Origin of the sequence: Lentzea sp. NPDC059081, from assembly GCF_042738015.1 — a bacterium.
In the GTDB taxonomy this organism is placed as follows: Bacteria; Actinomycetota; Actinomycetes; order Mycobacteriales; family Pseudonocardiaceae; genus Lentzea.
In genome coordinates this window covers 397,863-409,853 of record NZ_JBHYGW010000003.1, presented here as the reverse complement: position 1 = coordinate 409,853, position 11,991 = coordinate 397,863, and the positions used below count along the sequence as shown (strand labels likewise).

14 protein-coding genes are annotated in these 11,991 nt (G+C 71.2%); 10 read left to right on the top strand and 4 right to left on the bottom strand.

Features of this window, described 5'->3' with window-relative positions:
• Positions 1 to 11 precede the first annotated feature (11 nt).
• Complete coding sequence (locus tag ACFWV3_RS09585; RefSeq protein WP_382410117.1) at positions 12 to 1,367, top strand: AAA family ATPase; 1,356 nt, start codon at positions 12 to 14, stop codon at positions 1,365 to 1,367.
• Between the two features lie 49 nt (positions 1,368 to 1,416).
• Here ACFWV3_RS09585 and ACFWV3_RS09580 read toward each other — a convergent pair whose 3' ends face one another.
• Positions 1,417 to 1,584 carry a hypothetical protein gene (locus tag ACFWV3_RS09580; protein ID WP_086667950.1) on the bottom strand — a complete coding sequence of 56 codons (168 nt, stop codon included), beginning with the start codon at positions 1,582 to 1,584 and terminating at the stop codon, positions 1,417 to 1,419.
• A 57-nt stretch (positions 1,585 to 1,641) separates the two neighbouring features.
• Positions 1,642 to 1,848: a BldC family transcriptional regulator gene (locus tag ACFWV3_RS09575; protein ID WP_030473853.1), complete on the bottom strand. Its 207-nt coding sequence runs from the start codon at positions 1,846 to 1,848 to the stop codon at positions 1,642 to 1,644.
• Positions 1,849 to 2,256: 408 nt separating this feature from the next.
• Between ACFWV3_RS09575 and ACFWV3_RS09570 the strand changes: the two genes are divergently transcribed.
• From ACFWV3_RS09570 to ACFWV3_RS09530, 9 genes are read left to right on the top strand one after another with little or no spacing between them, the layout of a single operon-like run.
• Complete coding sequence (locus tag ACFWV3_RS09570) at positions 2,257 to 2,721, top strand: Lrp/AsnC family transcriptional regulator (RefSeq protein WP_382410115.1); 465 nt, start codon at positions 2,257 to 2,259, stop codon at positions 2,719 to 2,721.
• A gap of 4 nt (positions 2,722 to 2,725) precedes the next feature.
• Positions 2,726 to 2,995, top strand: a complete 270-nt coding sequence (locus ACFWV3_RS09565) for a DUF4229 domain-containing protein (RefSeq protein WP_382410113.1) — start codon at positions 2,726 to 2,728, stop codon at positions 2,993 to 2,995.
• 26 nt (positions 2,996 to 3,021) lie between these two features.
• Positions 3,022 to 4,110 carry a PLP-dependent cysteine synthase family protein gene (locus ACFWV3_RS09560; protein ID WP_382410111.1) on the top strand — a complete coding sequence of 363 codons (1,089 nt, stop codon included), beginning with the start codon at positions 3,022 to 3,024 and terminating at the stop codon, positions 4,108 to 4,110.
• Between the two features lie 54 nt (positions 4,111 to 4,164).
• A complete protein-coding gene (locus ACFWV3_RS09555; protein ID WP_382410109.1) occupies positions 4,165 to 4,470 on the top strand; it encodes a hypothetical protein in 306 nt (101 codons plus the stop codon).
• A complete protein-coding gene (locus tag ACFWV3_RS09550) occupies positions 4,467 to 7,679 on the top strand; it encodes a hypothetical protein (protein ID WP_382410107.1) in 3,213 nt (1,070 codons plus the stop codon). Before ACFWV3_RS09555 ends, ACFWV3_RS09550 begins: the two co-directional genes overlap by 4 nt.
• Positions 7,679 to 8,098 (top strand): hypothetical protein, encoded by a 420-nt coding sequence (locus ACFWV3_RS09545; protein ID WP_382410105.1) that lies wholly within the window; start codon positions 7,679 to 7,681, stop codon positions 8,096 to 8,098. The genes ACFWV3_RS09550 and ACFWV3_RS09545 overlap by 1 nt, the downstream gene beginning before the upstream one ends.
• The gene (locus tag ACFWV3_RS09540; RefSeq protein WP_382410103.1) at positions 8,095 to 9,078 is read left to right on the top strand and encodes a hypothetical protein; all 984 of its coding nucleotides are present in this window, start codon (positions 8,095 to 8,097) and stop codon (positions 9,076 to 9,078) included. The genes ACFWV3_RS09545 and ACFWV3_RS09540 overlap by 4 nt, the downstream gene beginning before the upstream one ends.
• Complete coding sequence (locus ACFWV3_RS09535) at positions 9,078 to 9,530, top strand: hypothetical protein (protein ID WP_382410101.1); 453 nt, start codon at positions 9,078 to 9,080, stop codon at positions 9,528 to 9,530. Before ACFWV3_RS09540 ends, ACFWV3_RS09535 begins: the two co-directional genes overlap by 1 nt.
• Positions 9,530 to 9,931: a hypothetical protein gene (locus tag ACFWV3_RS09530; RefSeq protein ID WP_382410099.1), complete on the top strand. Its 402-nt coding sequence runs from the start codon at positions 9,530 to 9,532 to the stop codon at positions 9,929 to 9,931. Before ACFWV3_RS09535 ends, ACFWV3_RS09530 begins: the two co-directional genes overlap by 1 nt.
• A gap of 21 nt (positions 9,932 to 9,952) precedes the next feature.
• Here the strand turns inward: ACFWV3_RS09530 and ACFWV3_RS09525 are convergent, their stop codons facing one another.
• Entirely contained in the window at positions 9,953 to 10,825 is an 873-nt protein-coding gene (locus ACFWV3_RS09525; RefSeq protein ID WP_382410097.1) for a 1,4-dihydroxy-2-naphthoate polyprenyltransferase, read from the bottom strand.
• 46 nt (positions 10,826 to 10,871) lie between these two features.
• The gene (locus ACFWV3_RS09520) at positions 10,872 to 11,975 is read right to left on the bottom strand and encodes a hypothetical protein (RefSeq protein ID WP_382410095.1); all 1,104 of its coding nucleotides are present in this window, start codon (positions 11,973 to 11,975) and stop codon (positions 10,872 to 10,874) included.
• Positions 11,976 to 11,991: the final 16 nt, after the last annotated feature.

Below are 11,991 nucleotides of genomic sequence, written 5' to 3'. Positions count from 1 at the left end.
GGGCCACAGCGGTGAACTGGCAGCAACCACCGGGTGAGGAACAGGGCTCCGGCCCGCAGTACGTCGACCCGCAGGCGGCGGCCTACCTCGATCCGCAGCAATCAGGCCCGCAGCACGTGAGCGGCGGCCAGTCCGGTCCGTACCCCGTGAGCGGCACGCAGTCGGGTCCGTACCAGGTGCCGGGCGGCGCCTCCGGCCCGTACGCCGTGCCGGGCAACGCCTCAGGCCCGTACCAGGTTCCCGGCAACGCCTCCGGCCCGTACCAGGTTCCCGGGAACGCCTCCGGCCCGTACCCGGTGCCGGGGTCGCAGTCGGGTTCCTACCCGGTCGACGGCTCGGGCGCCTACCAGGCGGGCGGCGGCCAGTCCGGGCCGCACAACACGGCCCAGTACGGCCAGTTCGCCGGCGGGCAGTTCCCGAACAACTTCCCGCAGCAGCAGTACCGCTCGCAGGCGGAGCAGGTCTCGTCGCAGCAGCTGATCAAGAAGGAGAAGCGGCCGCCGACGTCGGGCTGGCGCAAGACCCTGCACTCGGTCACCGGCGGCGTCGTGAACCTGGGCGAGAGCCCGGCCGACATCCGCAGGCGTGAGCTGATCGCGCGGATCAACCAGCCGCTGCGCGGGTGCTACAAGATCGCGATGCTGTCGCTCAAGGGCGGCGTCGGCAAGACCACGACGACCACGACGCTGGGCTCGACGTTCTCGTCGCTGCGCGGCGACCGCGTCATCGCCGTCGACGCGAACCCCGACCGCGGCACGCTGGCGCTGAAGATCCCGCGCGAGACCACGGCGACCGTGCGGCACCTGCTGCGCGACGCCTCGCGGATCACGAAGTACAGCGACGTCCGCGCGTACACCTCGCAGTCGCCTGCCCGCCTCGAGGTCCTGGCGTCCGAGCAGGATCCGGCCGTGTCCGAGGCGTTCAGCGAAGAGGACTACCGCCGCACGGTGGCGTTGCTCGAGCACTTCTACAACATCGTGCTCACCGACTGCGGCACCGGACTCATGCACTCCGCCATGAAGGGCGTGCTCGACGAGGCCGACTCGCTGGTGCTCGTGTCGTCCGGCTCGGTCGACGGCGCGCAGACGTCCGCGGCCACGCTCGACTGGCTGGAGGCGCACGGCTACCGCGACCTGGTCGCCAAGTCCGTGTGCGTGATCAACTCGGTGCGCCCGAAGTCGGGCAAGGTCGACCTCGACAAGCTCGCCGCCCACTTCCAGCAGCGCTGCCGTGCCGTGGTCCGCCTGCCGTTCGACGCGCACCTCGAAGAAGGCGCCGAGATCGCGCTGGACCAGCTCGCGCCGGAGACGCGCCTGGCACTGCTCGAACTGGCCGCGGTCGTGGCGGACGACTTCCCGCACTCCTGACCAGCACGTTTACGGAAAGGGGTCCTGTTCGCAGGGCCCCTTTCCCGTATCACTCGTCGCGCTTGCGCTGCTCGTCGAGCTTGCGCAGGAACTCCGGGTCGTCGTCGGGTGCGATCACCTTGCGGCCTGGGGTGTACTCCGAGTGCTGCGGGGCGAACGCTCGCCACACGAGCACAGCCACGGTGAGCGCACCGATCACCGCCAGCAGGTAGATCATCGTGTCGCCACCTCCCTTTGCCACGAGATTACCCGCGGCACAGGAGTTACTACGGTTTCAGTGGCGGACGGGTTCAGTCGCCTCGGTCGTGAGCTCCGAGAGCAGCGCCTTCACCTCGGTCTCACGGAACCTGCGGTGTCCTCCAGGCGTGCGAATCGAACCGATCCGACCGGCGGTGGCCCAGCGGGTCACGGTCTTCGGGTCGACCCGGAACAGATTGGCGACTTCTCCCGGCGTCAACAGGCGCTCGGTGGCTGCAGTCACGCGTCCTCCTCAGATCAGACGTTCCGGTCCGATCGTGGCATCTGACCCATCGGGTACTCGAACGCTTGTTTTTTGGTAAAGAGGTAGTAAGGGACGACCGGCACGAACCGGACAGGGTACGGGCGCGGTCACTGCGTGTCTTGGCTGCTGTGTTTATTGGCGCTCGCTCCGCTCGCGCGGCTCGTTCGCCTCATGTCGGTCGTCCGGCCACCGCTTCGCCGCGGAGTGGGCTTCGCCGAATCCGCGGCGAAGGGGCGACCGGACGACCGACGCGAACTCGCGAACACATTGCCTGGCCCAGGTCAGGCCACGTGTGGCCATGTCTGGCCCGTGTTCGGTTCGTGCTGGTTGTGCGTGTTGGCTGGCGGGTGTGACGTGGGTGTACGTGTGGGGCTTAGGGTTACGCGGGTGGATGCTCTTGATCGACAGATCATCGCCGCACTGCGCGCAAACGGGCGTGCCACGTATGCCGACCTCGGCAGGCAGGTCGGGCTGTCCGCGTCCGCCGTGCACGAGCGGGTCGGCAAGCTCGAGTCCAGTGGTGTGATCGTCGGCTACCACGCCGTCGTCGACCCCAACGCTGTCGGGCTGGGCGTCACCGCGTTGATCGGCATCCACCCCACCGACATCGCGGACGACAACGAGGTCGCGGTCGCGCTGGGTGAGCTGCACGAGGTCGAGTCCTGCTACCGGGTGGCGGGGGACGAGTCGTTCATCGTGAAGGTCAGGGTGGCCACCGTGGACGACCTGGAGCGGTCGCTGGGGCGGTTGCGGCGCATTCCGGGTGTCGCGCGGACGCGCACGACAGTGGTGTTGTCCACGCGCTTCGAGGGGCGCCCGAACACCGTGGACGAAGAAGGCGACGTAACCTGAACGGGTGCTCGCTCGTGATGTGACGCTCTACGTCCTCGCCCGCCTCGGCCTCGTCGCGGTGGTGACGGGCGCACTCCTGTTGTTCAAGGTTCCTTTGCTGCCCGCGCTCGCCGTCGGGATCGTCGTGGCGCTGCCGGCCTCGCTGTTCGTCTTCAAGGGACTGCGGGAGCGGGTCGCCGTCGGGCTGAACGAGCGCCAGGCCGAGCGCAGGGCGCAGCGCGACAAGCTGCGGTCCGAGCTGCGTGGTGACGAAGGTCCCGTCACCCAGGCGTGACGCCCACCCGCGGTTATCGTGCCCGCGTGAGTACATCCGTTGACCGGTGTTGCAGCAGGACCAGGCACTGGGTGCGCGAGGCCGTCGGGATCATCGAGGCGGACGCGAACCGCAGCGCCGACACCCACCTGCTGCGCTACCCGCTCCCTCTCGACTGGGGCATCGACCTCTACCTGAAGGACGAGTCGACCCACCCCACGGGTTCGTTGAAGCACCGGCTGGCGCGCTCGTTGTTCCTCTACGCGATCTGCAACGGCTGGGTCACCGGCGGCACGCCCGTGATCGAGGCCTCCTCCGGGTCCACGGCGGTGTCCGAGGCGTACTTCGCCCGGCTGCTGGGGCTGCCGTTCATCGCCGTCATGCCGCGCTCGACCTCGGCCGAGAAGGTCGCGCTGATCGAGCGCCAGGGCGGGCGGTGCCACTTCATCGACGAGCCGTCGGCGCTCTACGACGAGTCGCGACGGCTGGCGAGCGAGCTCGGCGGGCACTTCATGGACCAGTTCACGCACGCCGAGCGGGCGACGGACTGGCGCGGCAACAACAACATCGCCGAGTCCATCTTCGAGCAGATGCGGCTGGAGCCCTCGCCCGAACCCGAATGGGTGGTCGTGGGCGCCGGCACGGGTGGCACGTCGGCCACGATCGGGCGGTACATCCACTACCAGAAGCGGAACACGCGCCTGGCCGTCGTCGACCCCGAGCACTCGGTCTTCTTCGACGCGTGGCGCGACCACGACCGCGGGCTCGTGGCCACGCGCGGCTCCGGCATCGAGGGGATCGGGCGGCCGCGGGTGGAGCCGTCGTTCATCGGCGAGGTGATCGACCGGATGATCAAGGTGCCGGACGCGGCGTCCGTCGCGACCATCCGGTACGCGGAGGACGTGCTCGGGCGCCGGGTGGGCGGCTCCACCGGCACGAACCTCTGGGGCGCGTTCCAGATCATCGCGGAGATGAGGCAGTCGCGGACTCGGGGAAGTGTGGTCACACTGCTCTGCGACGGCGGCGAGCGTTACGCGAACACCTATTACGACGACTCATGGGTAACGGCCCAAGGCATGGATCTCGACCCGTGCCTCGACCGCCTCAACAACTTCCACCGCACGGGGAACTGGTGACGAGCGTGCTGCGTCACAGCGTGACCTGAGCACCTGAGTCCGCAGGGGGGACCTGTGTCGTCGCTGTTCACCGACGCGGCCGAGCTGCGCGCGTACGCCGAGTACCTGCGCACCGAGGCCCAAGAGTTCGAGACGATCCGCAAGTACGTCCACGCGACGGCGTGCGACAAGGCGGGCTTCACCGGCCTGCTGACGTTGCTGCAGCCCGGCGTGGACATCGTGCGCGCGCTCTTCGACGAGACGCTCGACTTCGGCAAGACGAAGCTCGAGGGCACGGCGGCGGCGATCGACACGACGGCCAAGGTCTACGAGGACGTCGACCGGGCGCAGATGACGATCTTCAACGGGTTGCTGAAGTGACGGCCGCGGCGTACCGGGACCCGCGCCCGGTGGTTGCTTCGCTGAAGCAGCCCGATGTGGACACGGCCTCCCTCAACGACGTGTTGCGCGACCAGGGCTGGGGGGTCCAGGCCGTCAACTGGGTGTTCGAGGCGGTCACGGGCGAGAGCCTGGTCTCCACGATCATCACGCCGATCACCGGCGACTGGTCGAAGATCCGCGCCGACGGCGACGCGTGGCGCATGGTCGGCAACGCCATGAACGACGTCTCGTACAACCTCACCGACGCCGTCGGCAAGGTCCGCGGCCACTGGGACGGCGACGCGGCGAAGGCGCACGAGCGCTACATCGCGCTGGGCTGGAAGGCCGGTCTCCTCGCGGAGATGGGCGTCGCGCAGCTGATCGCCAAGGGCTTCGACACGGTCGCGTCCGGCGCCGAGGCACTGGGCAAGCAGGCCGCGCGCCTGCTCGACTACCTGGTCAACAAGCTGCTGGAGGCCGCCGCCACCGTCTGGATCCCGGTGGCGGGCTGGATCAAGGCCGCCGAGATGGTCTGGAACGCCTACCAGATCTACCGCCGTGTCATGGACATCATCGACACGGTCCAGAAGCTCATCGCCGACGTGAAGTCGCTCTTCGACGCCGTCGGCCGCGTCTTCTCGGCCATCGGCAAGCTGAAGGACGCCGACTCGCTCGCCGAGGCCATGAACGCCACCCAGGAGGTGGCCGAGGCCGGTCGCGACGTGCGCAACGCCGTCCGCGACATCCACGACGACATGACGTCCATCAAGGACTCGGCGACCGAGATCGCCGACCGCGGCCGCGACGTCGGCTCGAAGGTCCGCGAGGCCTACTCACCGCCGGGCTCCGACGACGGCACCAAACCGGCGGCCGCGTCCGCCGTGGCTCCCGGCGGCGCCCCGGTCTCCGCACCTCCGGCCGTGCACGGCGCCGACGCTCCCGCCACGCACGCGGCGTCCGCGGCAGGCCCGTCCGTGTCCGCGCCGCCGTCACTGGCGGGCGGCGGCGGTGGTGGCGGCACCGTTCCGACGGGCTCCGGCCACGTGCCGGCCGGTGCGGGACACGTCCCGGCGGCTTCGGGCGGCGTCCCCTCGGGCAGTCACGGCCCGACCGGCGCCCCTCCGCGCCTGGACACGACGCACGCGGCCGGCGCGGCTCCGGCGATCGCCCCGCCGTCGTCGCACCAGACCACGCCCATGGGCGGCGCCATGCCGATGGGCGCCCCGATGGCCGGTGGCGCTGGTGGCGACCAGACCAGGAGCTCGGGCTCACGTCCGGGCGCGGGCGGCGTCCCGGCGTTCCCCTCGGGGGGCTCGCCCGCCGGCGGCGCCCAGACCGGACGGCCCGCGAGCGGCCTGCCGACGCCTCCGTCGCAGGGCTCCGGCCTGCCCACCCCGCCGAATCACGCGAACACGGGCTCCGGCACCGGCGGCGGACGTCCCGGCGGCTCCGGCCTGCCGACGCCTCCCGGATCGCACCCGACCCCCGGCTCGGCCGGAACGCACCCGACCTCGGGCTCGACGCCGGGCTCGCACCCGACTCCGGGCACTCCCGGCACGCACCCGACGCCGGGTTCCGCGGGCACGCACCCGGCTCCGGGAACGCACCCCGGTTCGGGCAGCGGCCTGCCCACGCCTCCCGGACACACCTCCGGCACCGGTGACCACACCACGCCGGGGTCCACGCACCCGGCTCCGGGCTCCGGCCTGCCCACGCCGCCCGGTCACCCGAGCGCCAGCGCGGGCACCGCGACGCCCACGGCTCCCGCCCACACGGGCGGCGGCCTGCCGTCCCCGCCTGGACACCCGGCCCCGGACCACACTCCGGCCACGGGTCACACGCCGGGCTCCGGCCACACGCCGAGCTCGGGCGGCGGCCTCCCGTCGCCTCCGGGACACCCGTCCCCGAGCGCCGGCGGCGGCCTGCCCTCGCCTCCCGGACACCCGAGCCCGACCGCGGACCACTCGACCCCGAGCGGGTCGGGCACGGCCCCGCACGACACCACCAAGCCGCACGACACGACGCCGTCCGGCACCACCCCGCACGACACGACGCCGTCCGGCACCACCCCGCACGACACCAAGCCGCACGACGTGCCCGGCCAGCCGCACGACACGACCAAGCCCCACGACGCGTCGGACGGCACCAAGCCCCACGACACGACGGGCCAGCACGACACCAAGCCGCACGACACGGACACGAAGCCCCACGGCGACGACTCCAAGCCGCACGACACGGACCCCAAGCCGCACGACGACGACCACAAGCCCCACGACACCGACACGAGCGGTGCCGACGACGCCAAGCCCCACGACGTGCCCCAGGCCGACCACGACGCACCGCCGGTCGACCACACGCCGGAGCCCGGGCACGACGCCACCCCGGCCCACCCGGACAGCGGCGGCGAGGGCAACGGCGACGGCGCGTCCCCGCCTCCGCCCACCGGCCCCGACCTCAAGGGCCACTTCGACGCGGCGGCGATGGCGGCGCAGGGCCAGGGCTACCAGCACCAGCTCGAGCAGATCCTGCCCAACCAGGCCGACCGCGACCGCTACGTCGACCTGAGCCAGAAGCTGTCGACCCAGCTCAGCGCGGACGAGGCCCAGCACGTCGCCGACGTCCGCAACCAGATCCAGGTCGGCTCCGGCGACATCGTCACCAAGGCGCTCAGCCCGAGCGCGGTCGACACCTACCTGCCCAACCAGCCGCACGCGCCCGGCAGCAGGGGCGAGACCTGGCAGAACCAGATGGCCGGCTCGATCGCCCGCGGTCAGGACGTCGTCCTCGACAACACCCCGCAGGGTCTGCGCGACAGCCTCGCGCTCGACGACAAGGGCAAGGGCTGGACGCCCATCCCGGCGGGCTCGCAGAACGCGATGCAGCTGCGGTACGAGGTGAACGACCAGAACGTCGGCAACCACAACGTGCCGTACGGCGGGCCGAAGCTGGACACCTACCAGTCGCCGCAGGAGCAGGCGCACTACGAGCAGTCGCAGAAGCAGATGGCGGCGGCCGGCGGCAGCGCGAAGGTCTACGACGGCTACGACCCGTTCACCGGCACCGGTTCCACCATGGGCGGCATGCCGGAGTGGCGCGTCGACGCCGGCACGCCGTTGCCGGATCGTGCCGAGATCTGGCAGGTGAACGCGGACGGCTCTGAGAAACTGCACGCCGTGTACGACCGGAAGTTCGGCTGGACGAAGCTCTGATGACCCACTACTCGCAGGAGATGGCCGAGTACCGGGGTGAGGTGTACTTCGCGGGCAGCGAGGACGCCCACCACGTGTGGATCCGCAAGATCCCCGGCGTGACCTACACGAACGACGAACGGTTCGAGACCTACAACGGCCGTGAGCTCAAGACGGTCGCGATAACGGCCCTCGACGCCTGGTACGAGGAACGGATGACCGCACTCTGGCGCGGCCAGCCGTTCAACGTCGTCAGCACGCACGACGGCAAGGCGGAGGCGGGCTTCGCGGGCGGCGAGTACAGCTGGGCGCAGCAGAACGGGCTCCAAGGCGACCAGTACAACGGCTACACGGCCACGCTCGCCGTCGACGAGCTCCACGACGTGCAGGTCGACCGCACCGACTTCCTGGCGCGGTGGAAGGAGAAGAACCCGGGATGAGCACCCCACAGGCCGTGCGCAAGGCCGCCGGCATCGGGCCGGAGACGATCCTGCAGAAGATCGTCCACCCCGCGGTCGCGCAGCTCTACCTGGGCAACGTCGTCGTGCCGGGCAAGTTCGAGCCGCACCGCGCCGCCGGGTTCGTCACGCGCGGGCAGGACTTCCCGCAGGGCACCTCCGAGGAGTTCGCCGAGGCGTTCGGCGTCGACAAGGTCGCCGACTGGCCGCGCGGCACGCAGTACCTGCTGCGGTTCCTGGCGCACACCGTCGAGCTGTTCGACACGAGCTTCGGCGGCCCCACGCTCGACGGCGCGCAGAAGATGGGCACCACGCGCGTGTACCCGTTGCCGTTCACCGGCACCGGCTACACGCCGAGCGCGAACCCCATCCCCGAGTACGTCATGGAGCTCGCCGAGCTCCCGGCGGGCACCGAGCTGTGGCGCTTCGAGCCGGACGGCCAGGGGCGCAGCGTCGGCAAGTACCTGAACCGCCAGGTCGGCTGGGTGCCCACGGGTGACGTCGGCTTCGGGCCCGGCCGGTACTGGCAGGCACCGGTTCCGCTGCGGCCGACCGTCCGTCGTGGACTGATCGGCCGCTACCGCGGTCAGGACTTCGACGTCGACTTCGGGCCGACCGCCGGCGGCGTGCTGCTGCACCCGGTGGCCGGTCAGCCCGCGCCGCCGGACTTCACCGACGAGAACGGCGCCCAGTTCCTCGAGGTGCCGGACGCGGTCGTCGAGGACCTCCAGCTCGTCCGCACGCTCTGCACCTTCCGCGGCGCGGAGTTCGAGATCGTCGGTGTCCTCGGCGAGCAGGCCGTGCTGCACTACGTCGGCGAGAACTACGAGACGGCGCGCGAGCTCGGGTTGTCCGAAGTGGACTTCCGGCAGTGGCGCACGGTCGCGCAGCGTGCTGAGGTGACCGACATCCGCGGGGACGCCAGGCCGATCCAGCGCGGCCTCTTCGGCAGGGAGAACTGATGACCGCCCCGAACGACAGCTGGAAGACGCCGGAGCTGCGGGCCGCCGAGGCCCAGGTCGACGCGCGCTTCAAGGAGGCGCGGGACCTCGCCAACCGGTTGAAGGAGACGCCGCTGCCGCCGGTTCCGCCGGTCGACTTCAAGGCGATCGCCCAGCAGGTCGAGCGGGCCGCGCAGGAACGCGACGCGCCGGAGCAGCTCAAGGCGCTCAAGCGCAAGGTGGACGCGGGCGAGTTCACGTGGGAGGACGTCGTCTCCGGCAAGGCGGCGCAGGACCCCGACGTGCAGGCCATGCAGCAGGAGAACGTCAAGAAGATGAAGCAGGCGTTCCAGATGCTGCAGGAGGGCATGACCGCCGAGGAGATCATGGAGGCCCAGCGGCCGCGCCGGAGCGGTCCCGACGACGACGGTGACGCCCTCGACCCGGACATCTTCACGGAGGACAAGTGGTGATGACGGCCTGGCGGACACCTGACGTCCTCGCGGCGGAGGACTTCCTGACGGGCGCGGTCGCCGACGTCGACCGCGCCATGCGCTCCGCCCAGCAGGGCCTGCGGGGCAAGGAACCGTCCACGGAGGACATCCGCAGGGTCATGCAGTTCGCCAAGTCGAGCGACGCCTCGCCCGCGATGCGGCAGCTCGCGGACCGCATCGCGCGGGGCGCCGGGCTGAGCTGGCGCCAGGTCCTCACGGGCGAGGCGAGCCACGACCCGCTGGTGCGGGCGGCCCTGGAGGCCGACCGGGCCAGGCTCGACGAGCTGATCAAGGGCGAGACCGCCCCGCCGCCACCGCCGCGCAGGCCCGCGCGCACGGACGACGACGAGCCGATGCAGTTCACCGAAGACGCGTGGTGAGCCCGCGCGGCCACACCGGGGTCAGTCGAGGACGAGCCCCACGCTGACCAGCACGGCCCACGCGAGCATCGCGATCCCGGTGAACTGCAGCACCGGGATCAGGTCCTTGCCACCACGGCCGGCCGCCACCCGGCGCACGGCGGGCAGCAGGATCGGCGCCGCGAGGAACCCCAGCAACGCGTAGGGCACCCGCACGACCATGCCCAGCGCGATCAGGAACGGCACGGCGATCAGCGCGAGGTACAGCCGGCGGGTGTCCTTGTCGCCCAGCACCACGGCCAGGGTCCGCTTGCCCGACACGGCGTCCGTCGGGATGTCGCGCAGGTTGTTCGCCACCAGCACCGCGGCCGAGATCGAGCCCATCGCGATGGACCCGCCGATGCCGATGCCGGTGATCTCGCCGGTCTGCACGTAGAGCGTGCCCAGCACCGCGGCCGGGCCGAAGAAGAGGAACACGGCGATCTCGCCGAGGCCCGCGTAGCCGTACGGACGCTTGCCGCCCGTGTAGTACCACGCTCCCGCGATGCACACGGCACCCAACGCGAGCAGCCACCAGTGCCCGGACAGCGCCACGAGCGCGAGCCCGGCCACCGCGCCGACGCCCAGCGAGATGAACGCCGCCAGCCGCACCTTCGCGGGCTCGGCGGCGCCGGACCCGGTGAGGCGGAACGGGCCCACGCGGTTGTCGTCGGTGCCGCGGATGCCGTCGGAGTAGTCGTTGGCGTAGTTCACGCCGATCTGGAACGCGACCGACACGACCAGCGCGAGCACCGTGTACAGCGCGTTGAACTCGTCGATGTGGTGGGCGGCCGCCGCGCCCACGACCACGGGCGCGATCGAGTTCGGCAGGGTGCGCGGGCGGGTCCCCTGGATCCACTGGACGACTGAGGCCATGCCTCCATCCTCCGTCATGGCGCCTGAGGACCCGCCGACGGGTGGATCAGCAGGTGGTCGCTCCCGAGACGCCCGCCACGTACGCCTTCGCGATGTGCTTGCCGGACGCGATGCGGTACCAGATGTTCGAGGTGCCCTGCGTGCCCGAGACCGACTCACCGGTGAGCTGGCAGGTCACCCGGACCTGCGCGTAGTTCGCGGCGAGGCCGACCTGCGAGGCCGAGGACGTCGCGCCGCTGCGGACGTTCACCGTGCCGGCGGCGTCGGCGGTGCGCACCGTCCCGACAGGACCGGAGCCGGTCCACAGATAGGTCACCGTCACCCAGGAGTTCGTGGTCAGCTTGAGGCCGTCCCAGAACGTGCCGTCGGCGAGGTCGATGCCCGCGGGGTTCGCGACCTTGCGGCCAGAGCCGTCCTTGCCGCCGTTGTAGCCGTCCTCGTAGGCCGCCTGCGCCTCCGGCTTGCCCTGCGGGAGGTCCTTGAACGTCTCCCGGGTCGAGGACGCGTTCCAGTAGTCGTCCTTGGTGTTCCACGGGCCGACGTCCCACACCGGCGCCCACTCGCACCGGCCGCTCGACGCGCAGATCTGCACGCTGTAGTTGCCGGAGTTCTTGTTCGCCAGGCCACGGCGTGACGGCAGCGCCACGAAGTGGTCGCGGGACCGGATCACGTGCCCGTTCGCCGTGGTGCCGCCGACGAGGCCTTCGCGCGTCGCGTAGACGCGGTAGGCGAGGCCCGCTGCCGCAGCCGCGAAGTCGCCCTTGGCCGGAGCCGTGGTGGCCGAGACCTTGACCTTCGAGGCCTTGCCGCTGTGCAGGACCACGCGCGACTCGATCGTCGAGGTGGTCACCGGCAGCGTCACCGGCTCGGCCGGGGACGCCTCGTACCACTCGGTCCACTGCCCGTCCGCGCGCAGACCGCGCACGTCGACGACGCCGTCGCCGGTCACCGCCGCCGTGACCGCGTTGGCGGGACGAGCCAGTCTGTGCGTGCCGAGCGGGATCAGCCCGATCTTCGGCGACCCGCCCCACGTGGCGGACTGCCCGCTGACGTCGGCGGTCCACTCGTTGGAGGCGGGTTCCGCGTGAGCGGGCGACGCCAGGCCGGCCACCAGCGCGGTGCCGGCGACCAGCGGTATCAGGAAGCGCATGAGAACCCCCATCGCT